We start from the raw sequence: 18,092 nt of genomic DNA on the forward strand, positions 1-18,092 counted from the left end.
AAGTTGGGAAATGAAAACGGACTTAATGTGTTATACTTAGTATATCAAAGGACAAGAGTCTAAAACGACCGGTAAGGCCCTTTCTTTGAAGAGCCTCTGAATGGTTCAACGTTTATCCAAAATAAATGGTCAAAAGGAAAAGGGGAAATGCTAACGTGAGAGTGAATTTGAAATTTACGAACAAAGGGCAAGTTGCAGTTGAGAAGTTCAACAATGAGGAGCTTATCGAAATCTTTAGCCGCTACATTAAAACGTTATGCAAGAAGTATGATATCTCGGTTACGGTACCTGAGGATCTGAACGAGCAGATTTTGGAAGAGGGCACCGTGAAGGTCGTGCTGGATAAGATTAATTGTGACATGGACGCTTTTTTCAAAGAGCTGAGTCGGGATATCAAGGTGCCGCTGGTCAAACGATTGGGTACCAAACTGGATAACGTGTTTAAGACCGAGGTCGTGGAGCAAGAACAGAGCTAAGAATAAGGATCAAGCGAGACCCAATGAGAATTTGCAATATGAAATCATAAAACCTCCCGAATGGGGCGCATGGCTAGGCAATGTGCTCGTTCGGGAGGTTTTATATGCTTAAGCTGCTCTATTTAGGAGATAACATGCATGGCATGTCTGCACCTTTTAACGTGTTGTTGTGGACGTAAGGCGCAGTTTGGCTAAATCAAACGGAGGCACCAGCCCTTCCTGCGCAGCGCGACCGAGTAAGGCTTCAATGGCGGCATAACCGCTGTCGCCCAAATTGGCGGTAAAATCGTTCACGTACAGGTCGATATGCGATTTGGCGACATCGGGTGATAGCTCTTGCGCATGAGACAATACATATTCACGCGAAGCTTCGGGATGTTTCCAAGCATATTCGACAGAGGCACGTATCCAGTTGGTGATCGCATCCAGATCCAGTGTACGACGGGCAATAATAGCTCCGAGCGGGATTGGCAGCCCTGTATCTTCTTCCCACCAGTTCCCTAGGTCAACTTGCTTGCTAAGTCCATAGGACGGATATGTGAAGCGTGCTTCATGAATCACCAATCCTGCATCTATCTCTCCGTCACGGACAGCAGGCATAATTTGGTCGAACGGCATCACGACGATCTCGCCGACACCTCCAGGCACATGCTTGGCCGCCCATAGACGGAACAGCAGATAAGCGGTGGAACGTTCACTTGGAACAGCTACACGCTTGCCGGATAGGGCTTTCGGACCTTCGACGGTGGAACCTTCCTTAGTCAGCACGAGCGGTCCACAGCCCCGGCCCAGTGCACCACCACAAGGCAGCAGGGCGTATTCATCCAGCACCCAAGGAAGTGCAGCGTACGAAATTTTCATGATATCAAGTCCGTCTGGTGTGATCGCCAGATTGTTGGTGATGTCGATATCGGCGAATGTAATGTCCAGCGTGGGTGCGCCCGGAATCAATCCATGCACCAAGGCATGGAAGACAAAAGTGTCGTTAGGACAAGGTGAAAAAGCAATTTGCATCTATATAACCTCCGTTAATGTAGAAAATGCGGCTTCCAACGCTTGCAAAGCCTCTTTGATTCGCCAGGATGCACGGTCACGTGGACCAACAGCATTGGAAATCGTGCGAATCTCCATCATCGGCAGCTCGAACCTGTTGGCCGCCACGGCTACGCCGTAACCCTCCATCGCTTCGGCAGCAGCGCCGGGAACGCGTTTGGCTAGGCGTTCCGCTGTAGCCGCTGTGCCGGTGGCCGTCGAGACGGTCAGAATCGGTCCGGCGACGGCCGTCTGGCCAGCGTCACGCAACGCCTGAACGAATCGCTGCGCGGTGGCAGCGTTCACGGCAATGCGGCTGGAGCCAAAACCCAGCTCGTCCACGCTGCTGAAGCCCTCTGCCGTCTCTGCCCCTAAGTCGGCGGCAATAATCGCGTCAGCAACGACGACGCTCTCCAGTGCAGCGACCTCCACGAAGCCGCCCCCAATTCCGGCGCTAATGACCAGACGGTAGCCGCCAGTGGCCAGTGCCAGCGCGGTTGAAGCCGCTGCGGACGGAGCGCCTACACCAGCCAGCTCGACCACAAAGCGAGTGTCGCCTTTCAGGCCGCGCAGCACAGCCTCCCGTTCGCCTTCAACCGCGGTCATGACCAGGATGCGCCCATCTGATGTTGTATGCTCCATCGGTTGATTCCCCTTTAAATTTAGGTAATATGCTTTCTTATCATACTGCTTTTCCAAACGATGTTCAAAAAAAGTCGACAAAAAAAGCGCTCTATGGCGCTTTTTCGGAGAAAACTGCAAGATTCAACAGATATGAAAATTGGTAGATTAAACATATAACCATTCTAATCTGGAAGAACAGCGCAGACATAGCATATAATAATTATATCGGCTGATCCTTCGTGATTAGCTGAAACATGGTGATATTGCGGTCATAATGGCTTGGGGTCCCATCCTGATTGCGCACCCGAATCATCTCGCTACTGAACAATTCGATATAACCACAGCCTATCTCACAGTATACGCCCGCAGGGTCTTCTTGCCAGACCGAAACGAGGTGTTGAGACAGCGCCGCGGTAAAAAATTCGATGTTTTTTTGCAGTACGCGTGGCGTTTTCTTGGGTTCCATAATGTAAATCCTCCCTATATCATGCCATTTGAAAATCAGCAATTGAACGTGGCTACTAAGTGGTTATTACACATCATAATGAACTTAATCAACTGAAAAAGGTACGGTTCGTCATTCTACTCTATGAAACAGACGTAAACACTGTACCGCTTAATGCTATTTTTGTAAAGCATCCGTTTGACCTTTTCAACATCCATTGTGTGTTTACACACATTTTACATTGCGTTTACACTTCTGTGATGCTAGTGCGTTTCATCTAATAGTACAATAAAGGGTAACTATACTGCATGAAATTGATGGAGGCCATATGTTGATAGAGAGTCAGAAGAAGGATAAAGCCGGGTCAGAACGTTACTTTAACCGAGATTTAAGCTGGATTGAATTTAATCGCCGTGTGCTCCAGGAGGCTCAGGATGCAGATACACCGTTGCTGGAGAGAGCCAAATTCTTAGCAATTGTGTCCAGCAATTTGGATGAGTTTATGGCTGTTCGTGTTGCAGAGACGCGCGAGAAGATCAAGGCGGGTTTTATGCAAAAGGATTTTACGGGTTATACCCCCTCCGGTTTGTACAAGCGCCTGATCAAGCGTACCGTTTCGATGGTATCCGAGCAATACCGGACCTATCGTGATATTTCTCGCCTATTGACGAAAAAAGGTCTTTTGCTGCTTGAATATAATGACTTAAATACGACACAGCGCAAGTCGCTGGATGCATATTTTCATGAAATTATATTTCCGGTGCTTACACCGATGGCGGTCGATCAAAGCCGTCCTTTTCCACTGGTTCATAATAAATACGTATATTTGGCAGTTGTCTTGAAACGTCCAGGAGATACGGAGGAGGATAAGCCGCTTTTTGCCATTGTGCAGGTGCCTTCCAATATTCCGCGTGTCGTTTCGGTGCCGTTACGTTCCAATAGCAAGAAGAAATCATTTATTTTAATTGAGGAACTGATTAAGCATCATATACAAACGCTGTTTTCCGGATATATCCCCGAGGCGGTTCATGCCTTTCGGGTTACGCGTAACTCTGATTTGTCCATTAATGAAGAAGAGATCGAAGATTTGCTCGAAGAGATTGAAAAAGAACTGCGTCGAAGACGGCGGGGAGCACCGGTCAGACTGGAAGTGGAAAAAGGGATTAATCCCTTTGCCCTGATGGAACTTCAACGCGAATTCAAGCTGTTCGATCATGTATTTGAGATCGACGGGCCGTTAGATCTGACGTTTTTGTCGTCTTTTGCCGATCATTTGGAGGGGTATTCGCATCTGAAATTTCCGGCAATCAAACCATTGTATCCGGAAGAACTGCCTCCGCAAGAGGATATCTTTAACGTACTTCGCAAACGGGACGTGCTCGTGTACCATCCGTATGAATCGTTCGATGCGGTAACTGATTTTATCATTGAGGCATCAGAGGACCCGGATGTAATGGCCATTAAGATGACCCTGTACCGTGTCAATGGAGAATCGAAGCTCATTCCGGCTCTGGCACGTGCAGCCGAATCGGGCAAGCAGGTGACCGTAGTGGTCGAGCTGAAGGCGCGTTTTGACGAGGAACGTAATATTGCTTGGGCGCGTACGCTTGAAAAAGCTGGCTGTCATGTAGTATACGGGTTGGTCGGCTTGAAAACACACGCCAAAATTATTCTAATAGTACGTCATGAACGTAATGTGCTCAAACGGTACGTGCATGTGGGAACTGGCAACTATAATGAAAGTACGGCACGTGTATATACGGATATCGGGTTATTCACAGCGGATCCGGTGCTGGGTGAGGATGCCTCTGAGCTGTTTAATGAAATCACGGGCTTCTCGGCGCTCAAGACCCCGCAAGCTTTCACCGTAGCTCCGACGGGAATGAAAAATAAGCTGTTCGACCTGATCCGCAGGGAAGCGGAGCAAGCACTTGCAGGCAAGCCAGCCCGTATTATTGCTAAAATTAATTCTTTATCCAATCAGGAAATGATTGATGAACTATATGCGGCTTCTCAAGCAGGTGTGAAGATTGATTTAATCATTCGAGGGGTCTGCTGTTTACGCCCTGGAGTGGAGGGCTTTAGCGAGAACATTCGGGTTATCAGTATTGTCGACCGTTTCCTAGAGCATTCCAGACTGTTTTACTTTGAAAATGCAGGTCATTCGGAGCTATTCTTGTCCAGCGCGGATTGGATGACTCGCAATCTGACTCGCCGGATTGAGCTGATGTGCCCAATTTATGACGACCGAATCAAAGAAATGCTAGTGGATATTTTACGTTTATCCTTGAAGGATAATGTAAAAGCACGCCAGCTTCTGCCGAATGGCAGCTATCAATTTGTAGCCAGAAACAACGAAGAGGCTCCCATCAGGAGCCAATTCGAAGCAATGAAGGTTAAAAACTGGAAGAAGGAAGAATGGACCACGACAACGTAAGATTCCAGGCCTTTTGAAAATCTTTTGCGACAGCCACCAGCTCCCGTTGCTCCAGAATCGGTTCACTCTTGCTTTCCAGGCGAATATGCAGCGCATCGTCTCCTGTCGTGGGATGGATGCCGGAGATGATGCCGGATTCGCTACGATCCATACCGATTGCTAGCTGGAGCAGCGAGCCGAGCCGGTGTACACGTTCTTCGTCGGAAGGCTCCAAAATATCTGCATGTGTGCGCAGCAAGCGGGGGGTCCGGTTTTTGGGGTGGTAATCAGCGATCAGCGCGGCTAGCACTGTTTCCCGGTGAGATAAGCCGCCAATGCCTGCGTGCAAGATCCAGAACACGGAATGCTGGCGGAAGTGATAGTAATTCAAGGCTGCGCCTGTTTTGTAAAGAGTTGCTGCGGTCAGTAACAAGCGTTTGTCCATAGCGATTGAGGGTCCTTCAGCTAAAGTGTCATAGAGCCGGACGGCGTACTCGTTAACCCGCTTGACATGCGCTTCGCTAACCGGGACAGCAAACGACAAGATATTGCGAATGGACGCGATGAGCGGATTAGCCACCACAGGCTGTTCAGCGTTGACTAGCTCATGAAACAGGCCGTCTCGCAGACCCGCTCCACTGACCAAATACGCGGAGCCTTGAGCAGCTTCAAAGATCGTTTTCAATATAATGAGACCCGGTACGATAATGTCGGCTCTGTCTTTGGACAGGCCGGCTGTTTTTTTGCGTTTTTCATAGGGGAGATGAGGCAGACTGCTATAAAAATAATCGACATCTTCTATTGTCATTTCGTAATGGTGTGTCACAGGAAGCGAGTAATCCCGCCGTTTCTGATTGATTTTAGCCAAAGTACGGAGGGTTCCACCCAGCCCGATAAACGGCAGACCCGGATTGGAGAAGATCCAATCATGGTTTTGCAGTGAAGAATGGACAAAGCTCTCCATTTCTTCAATCTGTCCAGGAGACCATTCGCCATTCTTGACCTCACGTCCAAAGCGCCAATTCATATTGACTGCGCCAAAGGGAAATGAAACTGTATGCAGCCGTGTTCGATCCCGGAACAGCGTAATTTCGGTACTGCCGCCCCCGATGTCAATAATAATGCCGTCACTCACATTCATTGTATTCACTACGCCCAGAAAACCGGCATAGCCCTCTTGCTCCCCGCTCAGGATTTCCAATGTTAAATTTGTCTCTTCCGCAATCCATTGAACAATTTCGTCCGAATTGGCTGCATTGCGGATGGCCGCTGTTGCTGCTGCACGCATACGAACAACCCCATGCATACGGCAAACTTCCATAAATTGGCGTAGCAATGGAGCGATGCTGCGGATTGCTTCTCTTTCCATACGGCCGTTGGCCCCAACCTTTTCGCTCAGTCGGGCAGCTTCTTTGCATTCCTGCACAATTCGATAAGCACCTGTCTCTGTCATTTCATAGATCACGAGACGTATGGAGTTTGAGCCAATGTCCATGATGCCAATTTTGCTATTCATGAGTTGACCTCCTTGTTGAAAGAAACAATTTGCAGCAAATTCAACTGCTCCGTTCTAAATGGTATTCAGATTATTGTCATTGTACCAGTGTTGTCCGGTGCATGCTACCGTTCGTCATGATCTTGTCGAAATAGACACATGATCCTGACAATCACCCAAGAATAGCACACCTCTATTGAGTATGTATAAGTATAGCTGACGGCGAAAGGAGAGAATTAGATGAGACAACTTGCAAGCAAATGGCTAAAGACGAAGGCGCTCCTCCATCATCCACATACCGCCGTTTATATACCGGAAACCTGTCTATATAGTGAAGAACAATTGCGCATAATGCTACGGCGGCATGCTTTTGTATTTATAAAACCCGTAAGAGGAGGCGGAGGTGTCGGAGTCATGCGCGTGGCAAAGGAGGGGAACGGCTACACCTGTACGCGTATGGAACAAACATATCGGTTCAGCCATTTTAGAGCGCTTGTGGCCGGAATCAGTAAGCTCCGAATCCAACGTCCGTATCTCATTCAGCAAGGTATTCAACTAGCAAGTATCCAAGGTAGACCTGTTGACTATCGAGTCAAAGTCGTAAAGGAAGGGGAAAAATGGGAGTTTCGTGCAGTGGTGGCGCGTCATGCTCGTCCCGGACTGGTCATAACGAATCTGTGCAAAGGAGGAACTTTGCTGAAGGGAACAGAGGCACTTCGAATGATATATCCGCGACGGCTAGCTAGACGAAAGCGGCGGGAGATCGTTGAACTTACACAGCACTGTATTCCTATACTTGAAAGAAGATTTCCCGGGATCGGACAACTGGGATTTGATTACGGGCTTGATTGGAATGGACGGGTATGGATTTTAGAGGTAAACACAAGACCTCAATAACTTCAGGTTTTCTTCAAAAAGTTTCCATTATAATCTATTAACAAGATGCTAAATATAATATATTTGTATAAACATAAAAAAAAATTTTTTTGCGTTTAATCGCCAAAATTCTGTGTATAAATATTGTCCACATTATCCCCTGTCACATATAAGGGTTAACGACACTTACCAACAATTTATACACAGGATTTCCACAATTGACTGTGGATAATAGAACGCTTGTTCCGTTTTTGGTATTTTGATAGAATAGATTTTGAAATAAAAGGAAAGGTTGTGTCGAGGATGGCTATGCTGACGGATGAAATGCTTTTGGATTCCTATCAGATGGCAATCGAGCTTAAACTTGAATGTGACTTCATTGCACTGTTGCTGGCTGAAATTCACAAAAGAAATCTAGAGATGAATACAGCCGTAGTCCTTCATTAGACCGGACAAGCTCTCGTACTGCGACTGTAAAGTCATTCAGGGTTCGGATGACTTTACGGACAATCACTGCAACGAATAGGCACACCGTGAAAAAGGGTATTTCACTCCAAAGGTTCAAATCTGGAGTAAAATACCCTTTTTTGTCATAGTCTAAATTAACTACAATTTCATGTTACTGCTGTGTCCGGGAGACAACTTGGCGTCTGGATCTACATAGACCTTGGCGTTGTTGACTGCTGTAGGAGCTTCACCAAAACCAACCGCGATCAGCTTGAGCTTGCCTGGATAGGTAGTGATGTCTCCTGCAGCGAAAATGCCAGGAATATTCGTCTCCTGACGAGAATCGACCACGATGGAGTTACTTTCGATTTCAATTCCCCATTCAGCAATTGGACCAAGTGTGGATACAAATCCAAAGTTAACGATGACATCGTCCACTTCGATTTCCTGAGTTTCTTTGGTTTTTACATGAGCAAGAGTGACCTTTGTAATCGTATCTTCCCCATGCAATTCTGCAATTTCCGTTGGTGTAATCACGTTTACTTTGGAAGCGAGGAGGTTCTCGACACTGTGTTCATGCGCGCGGAATTTGTCACGGCGGTGAATCAATGTAACCTGTTCTGCAATCGGTTCCAGCATAAGGGCCCAGTCTACAGCAGAGTCACCGCCGCCACTGATTAGCACCTTACGACCTGCAAATTTGCTCAGGTCGCTGACAAAGTAATGCAGGTTCGTTTTTTCAAAACGATCGGCACCTGGAAGCTCCAGTCTGCGTGGCTCGAAAGCACCCACGCCAGCGGTAATGATAACCGCTTTACCATGATACTCGCCACCTTTGTCTGTTTTGACGATGAAGTGGCGTTCTTCTTTCTTCTCTAACGATACGACTTTCTCTTCTAGCTGCACCTCTGGATTAAAATGGTTCATTTGTTGAACCAAATTGTTGACCAGTTCCTGTGCAGTCACTTTAGGAAAGCCAGCAACGTCATAAATATATTTTTCAGGATAAAGGGCTGCAAGCTGGCCGCCCAGTTGGGGCATACTTTCAATTAAGGTGACGGATGCCTGACGCATTCCTCCGTAAAAAGCGGCGAAAATACCGGCTGGACCGCCTCCAATTATGATCAGATCGCGGATCTCCGCACCTGTGGATTGAGCTGTCACTCTAAAAACACCTCCGAAAGGGATAGTATGAATTGTAGATATTGAATCAGCCGCATAGAGGTTCAGATAGCCGCCGAACGTATGATTCACTGCTTATCATTATAAACTGCTGGGTTCTTCTTGCAAAGTTAAAGCGATTAATATTTGATGAAGACTTTCCGGTGAGTATAAGTTAACCGTGTTAAGAGAAAAGCTGTGAATATTGAATGATTATGTATATCGGAAGGGGTAGAAGCATGAGCAGTATTCCCAAAATTGTCATTGTGGGCGCCGGATATGGCGGTATATTGACGGCTCAGCAATTGCAAAAGGAGCTCAAGCACAATGAGGCAACTGTCACGCTAATCAACCGTCATGATTACCACTATATTACGACACATCTTCACATGCCTGCGGCAGGCACGGATACGATTGAGCATTCGAGGATTCCGATTGCGCAGCTAATCGATGAGTTCAAGGTGGATTTAGTCAAAGGAACAGTGAAGGAAATCATACCAAATGAGAAAAAAGTCGTGCTGGAGGATGGCTCGCTATCCTACGATTATTTGGTCATCGGATTAGGTGGCGAGCCGGAAACATTCGGAATTCCAGGGATGGATCAATTCGCACTGACGATTCGCAGTATTAACTCTGTGCGCCTGATTCGAGAGCATATTGAATACCAGCTGGCCCTGTATAAAAATGACGGTAAGCCAGGTCGCCTAAATTTCGTCGTAGGGGGCGCTGGTTTTAGTGGCATTGAGTTTGTAGCGGAGTTGGCAGATCGTCTGCCACAGCTGGCTAAAGCTTACGACATCGATTTTAACCGAATTCAAATCATTAACGTCGAGGCAGCTCCTACAGCATTACCAGGGTTTGATCCTGAGCTGGTGGAGTATGCGATGGATGTCCTCAAGCGTAAAGGGGTTAACTTCCGTATTGGAGTCCCGATTAAGGAATGCCAGCAGGATGGTGTAATTGTCGGTGAGGGTGAGAAAATTGAAGCCTGCACGGTCGTCTGGACAGGTGGAATCCGTGGAAACGGATTGATCGAGAAAGCCGGATTCGAAGTGATGCGTGGAAGGGTGAAAATCGACGATTTTCTGCGTGCACCGGGTCATGATGATATTTTCATTATCGGGGATAGTTCCCTGATGTTTAATCCCGAAGGCCGCCCTTATCCACCGACTGCCCAAATTGCAATGCAGCAAGGAGTACTTTGTGCCAAGAATCTGGCCGCTACGCTCCGCAAAAAGGAGCTTCACAAGTTCGTATTCTCCAACAAGGGTACAGTTGCATCTCTTGGAAAAGGTGAAGCTGTCGCCGTAGTAGGTAAACGAAAAATCAAAGGCTGGGTGGCTGCACAGTTGAAAAAAATTGTGGATCTACGCTATCTGTTCATCATTGGCGGCATTCCACTAGTACTGAAAAAAGGGCGGTTTTTCTAACGTCAGAAGGTTTCCATGACTCCTTGAAAGGAGCTTGGAGACCTTTTTTATTTAGATGAACGAAAAAAAGGTATTGACTCATATCTATTCGACGACGTATAGTATGGTTACTAATTATAGAGGGGGAGCTTCACGTTGAATTCTGATTTTAAAATCAATGCCGATCCCAAGAGAATAAATTTATTGACTGAAAAGTTTCCAAATGTGGACTCCCAATCGTTGAATACGTTCGTACTTTTCGTGCAGGCAGCACATGAAGTGTACAATGGAGTGTCTTCCAGACTCTCGGAATATGGGTTATCTGTAGGCAACCTGAAAATTTTAGTGCCATTGTTTTTACATGAACGTGCATTGACTCCATCAGAGCTGGCTGAATATTCAGGGGTTACTCGTTCAACAGTAACCAGCGTAATTGATAAGCTGGAACGGGACGGCATCATCCGCAGAAGTACGCTGACGGATCGACGTATGACCGCGATCTCCTTGACTGACGAAGGAAAACAGTTAATGACGGAAAAAATTCCGATGTTCATCCAGCTTTTTTCGGAGTTAATGAATGAATTTACGCAGGAGGATCATATTCTATTTGCTACGTTATTATATAAGCTTTCCTCAGGACTTGAGCGGATAAAACGGGAATAATCAATTTCCTGGCTTAAATAGTTAGACGCCGTACTATCAGGTCTCTTATTTATTTATTTTTGTCTATTATTTTTTAACTACCATGGGTTAAATCATCATGAAGGAGAGTTTGATGCAATGAATAAAAAGATCATTGTGTACGTGCTACTTGTTGTTGCATTAGGTACTGGAGGTACGCTGATGGCAATGAGCGGCAAGGATGCTGTGAGTATGGCAGCCCAACAAAAAAACACACTGCTTACGGCAGATACCGTGAATGTTGCTTTTCAGGGTGTAGGGGGAAGAGTAAACACGATTGAGGTGAAGGAAGAACAACAGGTGAAAAAAGGGGATGTAATCATGACTCTTGATCCTGTAGACCTTGATTTGCAAATCGAGAAATTAAAAACGGATATCGCACAGGTTGATGTGAAAATAAAACAGGCTAAAGACGGGCTGCAAAATCAGTCGGAGAAAATTTCAACTTCAGAAAAACAGGGACAATTGGACATTCAAGCCGCGCAAGCAGGAGAGTCCTTATTAAATCAAGGAACACGTGCGGAGGATATTCTAAGACAAAAGCTGGCTATTGAAGCAGCACAGCAATCGTTGGACGCAGCTCTGACAGGAGTAGAGACAGCCAAAAGGAATGCGGAAATCGCGCAAAAAACAGTATCATCCAGACAACAGGCTCTGGACTTGGCTAATGTGAATTACAAGCGCATCAAAGCGTTATATGATGCCGGAGCTGGAACCAAAGCAGAACTGGATAACGCCAAAAACCAACTGGATAATGCCCAAATCGTGTTAGATACAGCTAAGGATCAGGTTGAAATTTCTAATAATCAGATTACAGCGGCTAGCAAACAATCGGACATTGCTAGAAATGGGATCGCTCAGCAGCAAACTGCTTTGGATAAAATGGAGGCTGGCGCAACGGCTGAGGAACGCCAGCAGGCTCGTATCAAAACAGAAAAAGCCAAGGAAGCCTTGACTCAAACCTCGCAAACACGAAAAGATGTTAAGAATAGCGAATACAATGTGGATCTTCTGGCTCAACAAAAGCAGGCATTAAGTGTTCAACTCAAAACTTTGGAATTACAGCGGGGACGTATGGTGCTGAAGGCATCCACAGATGGTAAGGTGTCGCGTATTGTACCTAAAATGGGAGAGATCGTTTCTACGGGGGCAACGGGCGCCGTTATCGAAACCAGTCAGCTATACTACGATATTTATGTGGGTGAGGATTCCATGTCACAGTTTAAAGCTGGGGGAAATGTGACTTCGCACGTTGTAGCTTTAGATAAAGATGTCCAAGGCAAGGTGAGGTACATCACTTCTGCTCCTCAGTATACCAACATGAGAATGAGTCGGGACAAAGGTCTGTCGGATATAAGCTCCTTCCAAGTACGGGTGGATGTTCAGCGCACATCTGAATTATTACCTGGAATGACGGTAGAGGTTGTGACGAAATGAAGGCGTTTATAGAAGAATGGAAGCTGTTGATCGGCGGTAAGATGGTTTTTGTTATGCTGCTCGTTCCTATCATAGTAGCTCTAGCCTTTGGATTTGTTTTTAAAAATAATCAGCTTAACGATGCCTCTATAGCTGTAGTCGATTTAGATCATAGCAGTTATAGCCGACAGCTTATTAATAAATTAGATGCATCGCAGTATATTGATGTACGCCATGTGCAAGAGAATGAAGCCGATCCGAATTTACTCTTATATAATGAAAAGTTTTTTGCGGTGATTTACCTCCCGGCCGGGTTGGAGGAAAATAGGATCAAAGGAATTCAGAGCAACATCGGTTTTTATGTGGATAATACGGTAGGTCAGGCTACTGGAAATCTACGCTCGGCAGTCACAGAGATTATGGCGACGGAAAATGCGATGCTGGCTGGTGGTGGATTAAAGGGCATGGGAATGAGTGACAGCCAGGTTACAGGGCTTACTTCTAATATGCTGCTTCAGCAGCGCCTGTTATATAATCCTACCAATGCTACTTTGATGACCTCGGTTATGGGATTCATTAATACGGTCATGATTTCATTGATTGGTGCTACTGTACTGACAATCGTCCCGCGATTGCGGGAGCAAGGAAGATTAAAAGAGGAGCTTCAGCATTCGTATAGCTTGATTCTTAGGGTGTTACCGTATGCGTTAGTAGGATGTGTGTCCTTTTACCTGTCCATTGGTTTACTTAAGCAAATTGGGGGATTACGCTTTGAAGCGAATGTATGGCAGCTCAGTATTCCATTTTTCCTATACACGATTACGTTGAGTTTGTTTGCGATGGTTTTAGGGTGGAATGCTGCGAATCCTGGAAAAGCTTCCTCACGCCTCATGCTAATTATACTGCCTTCGTTTTTACTGAGCGGTGCTCAATTGCCCGTGGCAATGCTGCCTCCATCGCTGCAATATGTAAGTAACATTCTCCCATTGACCTGGCATTTCAAGTTTTTGAGAGGTATGGGCTTCAAAGGTGGGAGCTTAAAATATTTTATTCCCGAGTTGGGAGGCTTTTTGGTCTTACTAAGTGGTTTGCTGCTTATTATCTTTATTTTGATTGCTCTGGAGAAAAGAAAGCTGGCGAAAAGTGAGAATACATCCGTAGTGGTGGAGCCGGTGATGCAATAATCTGAGCTATTATTCCTTGGTTTATTACCTGGGCAATCATAAAAAAATACATTGTATCAGGCGCCCGTGCGGGGGCCTTTTCTCTTCTATTATAGTTTTAGATCTTATAAAAAAAGGATTCCGTCGTCCCGAAAGTGGGAGTTCACGAAATCCTCGGTTTTTTTCAGTAAAGAGTTGATGTCTGCGTCTTACAGCTTCAGCATGTCTTCAAATGTTTCTTCATTCAAAATGCTGCCGACATAGAAGGAACCGAATTCACCGTATCGGGCACTCACTTCATCAAAACGCATTTCGTAAATTAGCTTCTTGAATTGAAGTGCGTCGTCGGAGAACAGGGTCACGCCCCACTCCCAATCGTCGAAGCCGATGGAGCCTGAAATGATTTGCTTTACTTTGCCAGCATAGCTGCGTCCAATTAAACCGTGGCTACGCATCAAGGTGCGACGCTCGTCCATCGAAAGCATGTACCAGTTGTCATCCAGATCACGTTTCTTGTTCATTGGATAGAAACAAATATAACGTGCCTTGTTTAATACAGGCTTCAGGCGCGCGACAATTTGTGGATTTTGCATTGGATCTTCTTCCTTGCTCAAATAATTACTCAGTTCCACCACACTTACATAAGAATAAGTTTTGGTCGTATATTTGGCGAAGGTTGTTTTGTTGAATTCATTTTCCAATTTATTGAGGTCTTCCAGCGTTTCACGCAGGTGCAGCATAACAAAATCAGCCTTTTGTCCGACTATAGTATAGACAGCTGAGCTGCCCAGACCTGCTTCCTCGGTAACGCTCCATTCCTTCATAAACTCTTGAAGCTCGTCCAGTGCTCCCGCGCGTTCTTCATCGTCTGCAGTTTTCCATGCCGTCCAGTTGATGGACCGGAAATCGTGAAGCGCGTACCAGCCTTCCAGTGTGGAGGTTACTTCGTTGGGTGTTGCTGGGGTTTGTTGAGGTTGATGTTGATTCACGATCTACACTCCTTTACGATCTGTAAATGTAATCGGCTTAGCCGAAATATGTGTACTTCCGTATATCGTTCCTGTATCCAATACGTGATGTTTAACCATTATATTGTAGCTCAATTTGGAGCTTTTCACCAATGAAAGAAGTGTGAAGAATATTATTTTTCCATGATGCAGGTCACAAAAGTCATAAAATAGTTAGTATTCTCGAAAAAAGAAGAACTCGGACGAATACGGCTGCCAAAAAGGAGGACAATTGCCCTTATTTTGTTGGTCCCACCCGAGGGCAAGTATGATAGAATAGAAAAACATCTTGGAGAACGTTATGTCAGGAAAGGAAGAATGTCGGAATGCGGATGAAAAACCTGCTGCACTATACTGAGAACCACCGCTACTGCGTTTATCGGGAATTTGGCTTGAGCGCACTGGATGAATTGATGCTGGGAAGTGTCTATCAGCCGATGGTAGGCGCATTTGCGGTCAGTCTATATCGACTGTTGTTCCAGCATGTGCCAGTCGGACAGATTGGTTATTCGCCGTTGGAACAGCAACGTCGACTTTTTCTGACACTGGGACTGGAGCCAAGTGAGAAGGGACGCAAGTATTTGATTGAACAGACCTCCAAGCTGGAGGCTGTCGGTCTGTTGCAGACGTCCAGGCTGTATGCGCCTGAAACGGACGATTATATGTATGAATATGAGATGCAGCCACCGCTCGCACCTGCTGAATTTTTCAGAACGCAGCACCTTACCCTTTTGTTGAGAGACAAAATCGGTAAGTTTGCAGTGCTTTCTCTGAGAGAATCGTTGTGGAGCAGGGAATCTAGCGAATGGTCGCAATCTTCCCATAATAAAGAGAATATATCGGTTCCGTTTTATGAGCTGTTTGAGCTGAACACCCATGTTATCGATTATGAGCTGGAACAGGCGCTGTCCGAAGTATCTACGAGCCGCCAGACAGGAGCATTAGCGTCCGAATCGGAGGAAGCATTGAACTATGCAGATATTATTCTTCGTTTTCCGCGTGAATCCGCCAATCGCAAGCACGTGGAGCGTCTTCGATTTGAACACGAGCAACTGGGTATGGTCAATTACGTGGTCCGTAAATTTGATCTCTCTGTACAGGATATCAGTCGCTTGCTGGATGAGGACGGCATTTTTACCGAAGCAGGCGATTTATTGCTCGACGAGCTTCAGCTTCGGGCTAGCCAACACTCCAGGCAGGAACGGAAGCGTCAGGAGGAACAGCAGGTGCAGGCTGCCAAGGTGGTTGCCTTGCGCCAGAGGGAAACTTCCACACCTGAAGAGCCGCCTGCAGAGCAGGCTGTGGAAATGGAATTTTATGTAGAGGTTCCCCCACAATTCACAGCCAAGTGTGACATTCACCAATATAATATGATGCTGCGCAACGAGCCTTATCATCGTTTGCTGCAAACCTTTTTCCCCGGCACGGTTCCTGGTAACCTGCTGGATATATTCGAGAAGATTGATATCAGCTATAAGTTGCCTGGTGAAGTCATCAATGTGCTGATCCATTATTTAATGTCACTGCTCGTATCGGGGAGCGATCAGCGGATTAACCGCAACTTTGTCGAGGCCGTTGCCTCCAACATGCTGCTAAAGCAGGTAAACACTTACGAAAAAGCCGTTCAATATATAAGGGATCAAGCCAAGGTAAAAGGAAAACAGTCTACTGCTTCTTCCTCCGGGGGCAGATCCCGCACGTATGCCAAAAACAATGGGCCTGCCAAGCCGTCTATTCCGATCGTACAAGATCAGCCTTCCGAGGAATCCGTATCCGAGGAGGAATTGGATGAACTGCTTCGCCTGGCCGAACGACTGCAATCCGGTAAACAGAAAAAGGTGTAATGGAAGCCAATTCAATAATGTGTCGACTTTATGGCGGTCGGCAGCGAAGCGTCAATCGCCCTCCATAACTCTGCACATTTTAGAAAGGAGGAGCATTCTTGGAATCACTCGGTGATTTGCTTCAGCAGATGCAGAACCCTTCGTTTCGCCAACGTACTCGCAGCGTAGCCGATCAGGTTCTAAATGATCCGCTGGTGAAGGAATTTTGTGCTGCACATCCTGATGTAGACGAAACGCAATTGCGACTTAATATGAGTATGCTCTTTCAGTATACCCGGGATCGCCGAAATTGCGACAACTGTCCGGGACTGGAACAGTGTCCTAACGATTTCCAGGGTCACTTTTGCAAGCTGGGCGTGGAGTATCCCAATGGAACAGCGGAAATGGTGGACATTCGGACCCCGTGCGCCAAGCTAGTTGCCTCCCAGCATGAACAACGAGTGCGTCAGCGAATTAAAAGCTTTTATGTGGATGAGCGCGCGTTGTTGGAAGGATATAATGCTGTTGAGATTGCACGTAAGGATTTGCAACGCGTGCCCGCAGTCAATCAGGTATTCCGCTATATTGAAGAAACCAAAAGTCAGGGTTTATTAAAAAAAGGGCTCTATCTGGAAGGTACGTTTGGTACGGGGAAAACCTTTTTGATGGGCTATCTGTTGCACGAGTTGGCTCTGTCGGGTTTCAACGGTGTGATTGTGTACATGCCTGATTTTGTGGAGGACTTAAAGTCCATGATTCAGGATGGACAGAAGCTTAAGGAAACGACCGAAATGCTTAAAAATTGTGATCTGCTCGTATTTGACGATATTGGTGCTGAAAATTTGAGTCCATGGGTACGGGATCATGTAATGGGCTCCATTTTGAATTACCGAATGAACCGTAAACCGACCTTTTATACTTCTAATTACTCACTGCAAGGGCTAGAGAAGCATCTTAGCTTTACAAGCAAAGACGGAGAGGAAATGTACAAGGGACAACGCTTGATGGACCGGATTCGTCCTTTTGTGGATGTCATTACCGTCAAGGGGAAAAATCAGCGAGGGTAAGCGTTCATTCGTCTGCTCTTTTGATATCTTACAATTAAAAGACTATTGTGATATAATTAAAAGGTGTCGAAACAGACATTACAGGTTATAATAATCTTGACTTTTCTATAAAGGAGGAACATACAATGGCAATTGTTAACGTGTCCGATCAATCCTTCAACGCAGAAGTCGAAGGCACAGGAACCGTTTTGGTTGATTTTTGGGCGCCATGGTGCGGTCCTTGCAAAATGATCGCTCCAATTCTGGAGGATCTGTCTACAGAAGTTGGCGATAGTGTCAAAATCGCGAAGGTGAACGTGGATGAAAATCCAGAGTCTGCTTCTCGTTTCGGCGTGATGAGTATTCCTACCCTAATCGTCTTCAAAGACGGACAGCCTGTTGATAAAGTGGTAGGTTTGAACTCCAAAGAAGCATTGAAAAGCATGCTTACTAAACACCAATAATCATGGAATGTGACCCATGCTCCTGCGGGGGCTTGGTGGAGCGCCATGAACAGTCAATGCCTCCGGTTATATATACCGGGGGCGTTTTTGTGCATTATTCCTATATAATAT

17 protein-coding genes are annotated in these 18,092 nt (G+C 46.1%); 11 read left to right on the forward strand and 6 right to left on the reverse strand.

From position 1 onward, the window contains the following. Positions 1–155: 155 nt before the first annotated feature. Positions 156–476 (forward strand): hypothetical protein, encoded by a 321-nt coding sequence (locus tag MMB75_RS17470; protein WP_013372898.1) that lies wholly within the window; start codon positions 156–158, stop codon positions 474–476. 156 nt (positions 477–632) lie between these two features. On the opposite strand, the gene MMB75_RS17475 is transcribed toward MMB75_RS17470, so the two are convergent. The 3 genes from MMB75_RS17475 to MMB75_RS17485 all read right to left on the reverse strand — a co-directional run bounded on the left by MMB75_RS17475 (position 633) and on the right by MMB75_RS17485 (position 2,598). Beyond that, positions 633–1,490, reverse strand: coding sequence for a 1,4-dihydroxy-6-naphtoate synthase (locus MMB75_RS17475; protein WP_045244892.1), 858 nt, complete (start codon positions 1,488–1,490; stop codon positions 633–635). After that, a complete protein-coding gene (locus MMB75_RS17480; protein WP_045244891.1) occupies positions 1,491–2,150 on the reverse strand; it encodes a futalosine hydrolase in 660 nt (219 codons plus the stop codon). 202 nt (positions 2,151–2,352) lie between these two features. Continuing rightward, complete coding sequence (locus tag MMB75_RS17485) at positions 2,353–2,598, reverse strand: hypothetical protein (RefSeq protein WP_016820022.1); 246 nt, start codon at positions 2,596–2,598, stop codon at positions 2,353–2,355. A gap of 307 nt (positions 2,599–2,905) precedes the next feature. Here MMB75_RS17485 and ppk1 point away from each other — a divergent pair, with 307 nt between their 5' ends. After that, positions 2,906–5,014, forward strand: coding sequence for a polyphosphate kinase 1 (gene ppk1, locus MMB75_RS17490; RefSeq protein WP_016820023.1), 2,109 nt, complete (start codon positions 2,906–2,908; stop codon positions 5,012–5,014). On the opposite strand, the gene MMB75_RS17495 is transcribed toward ppk1, so the two are convergent. Then, a complete protein-coding gene (locus MMB75_RS17495; protein WP_016820024.1) occupies positions 4,974–6,509 on the reverse strand; it encodes a Ppx/GppA phosphatase family protein in 1,536 nt (511 codons plus the stop codon). The genes ppk1 and MMB75_RS17495 overlap by 41 nt on opposite strands. Before the next feature lie 219 nt (positions 6,510–6,728). On the opposite strand from MMB75_RS17495, the gene MMB75_RS17500 reads away from it, so the two are divergent. Together MMB75_RS17500 and sda are read left to right on the forward strand one after the other, a co-directional pair. Next, the gene (locus tag MMB75_RS17500; protein ID WP_016820025.1) at positions 6,729–7,385 is read left to right on the forward strand and encodes a YheC/YheD family protein; all 657 of its coding nucleotides are present in this window, start codon (positions 6,729–6,731) and stop codon (positions 7,383–7,385) included. 282 nt (positions 7,386–7,667) lie between these two features. Beyond that, positions 7,668–7,811 carry a sporulation histidine kinase inhibitor Sda gene (gene sda / locus MMB75_RS17505; RefSeq protein WP_007431918.1) on the forward strand — a complete coding sequence of 48 codons (144 nt, stop codon included), beginning with the start codon at positions 7,668–7,670 and terminating at the stop codon, positions 7,809–7,811. Between the two features lie 159 nt (positions 7,812–7,970). Here the strand turns inward: sda and MMB75_RS17510 are convergent, their stop codons facing one another. Continuing rightward, complete coding sequence (locus tag MMB75_RS17510; protein ID WP_016820026.1) at positions 7,971–8,975, reverse strand: NAD(P)/FAD-dependent oxidoreductase; 1,005 nt, start codon at positions 8,973–8,975, stop codon at positions 7,971–7,973. Between the two features lie 236 nt (positions 8,976–9,211). Between MMB75_RS17510 and MMB75_RS17515 the strand changes: the two genes are divergently transcribed. From MMB75_RS17515 to MMB75_RS17530, 4 genes are all read left to right on the forward strand, one after another. Then, a complete protein-coding gene (locus MMB75_RS17515; protein ID WP_025365756.1) occupies positions 9,212–10,402 on the forward strand; it encodes an NAD(P)/FAD-dependent oxidoreductase in 1,191 nt (396 codons plus the stop codon). Between the two features lie 135 nt (positions 10,403–10,537). Then, positions 10,538–11,044, forward strand: a complete 507-nt coding sequence (locus MMB75_RS17520; RefSeq protein WP_016820028.1) for a MarR family winged helix-turn-helix transcriptional regulator — start codon at positions 10,538–10,540, stop codon at positions 11,042–11,044. A 117-nt stretch (positions 11,045–11,161) separates the two neighbouring features. After that, complete coding sequence (locus tag MMB75_RS17525; RefSeq protein ID WP_016820029.1) at positions 11,162–12,499, forward strand: HlyD family secretion protein; 1,338 nt, start codon at positions 11,162–11,164, stop codon at positions 12,497–12,499. After that, entirely contained in the window at positions 12,496–13,662 is a 1,167-nt protein-coding gene (locus tag MMB75_RS17530; protein ID WP_045244890.1) for an ABC transporter permease, read from the forward strand. Before MMB75_RS17525 ends, MMB75_RS17530 begins: the two co-directional genes overlap by 4 nt. Positions 13,663–13,850: 188 nt before the next feature. Here MMB75_RS17530 and hemQ read toward each other — a convergent pair whose 3' ends face one another. Beyond that, positions 13,851–14,630: a hydrogen peroxide-dependent heme synthase gene (hemQ, locus tag MMB75_RS17535; RefSeq protein WP_045244889.1), complete on the reverse strand. Its 780-nt coding sequence runs from the start codon at positions 14,628–14,630 to the stop codon at positions 13,851–13,853. A gap of 344 nt (positions 14,631–14,974) precedes the next feature. On the opposite strand from hemQ, the gene MMB75_RS17540 reads away from it, so the two are divergent. The 3 genes from MMB75_RS17540 (at position 14,975) to trxA (ending at position 17,981) form a co-directional block, all read left to right on the forward strand. Continuing rightward, a complete protein-coding gene (locus MMB75_RS17540) occupies positions 14,975–16,492 on the forward strand; it encodes a replication initiation and membrane attachment family protein (RefSeq protein WP_045244888.1) in 1,518 nt (505 codons plus the stop codon). Between the two features lie 98 nt (positions 16,493–16,590). Further along, entirely contained in the window at positions 16,591–17,538 is a 948-nt protein-coding gene (gene dnaI, locus MMB75_RS17545) for a primosomal protein DnaI (RefSeq protein WP_016820033.1), read from the forward strand. A 125-nt stretch (positions 17,539–17,663) separates the two neighbouring features. Beyond that, the gene (trxA, locus tag MMB75_RS17550; protein ID WP_010347861.1) at positions 17,664–17,981 is read left to right on the forward strand and encodes a thioredoxin; all 318 of its coding nucleotides are present in this window, start codon (positions 17,664–17,666) and stop codon (positions 17,979–17,981) included. The last annotated feature ends 111 nt before the right edge of the window (positions 17,982–18,092 follow it).

Origin of the sequence: Paenibacillus sp. P2(2022) (assembly GCF_029522175.1) — a bacterium.
GTDB classification, from domain to species: domain Bacteria; phylum Bacillota; class Bacilli; order Paenibacillales; family Paenibacillaceae; genus Paenibacillus; species Paenibacillus polymyxa.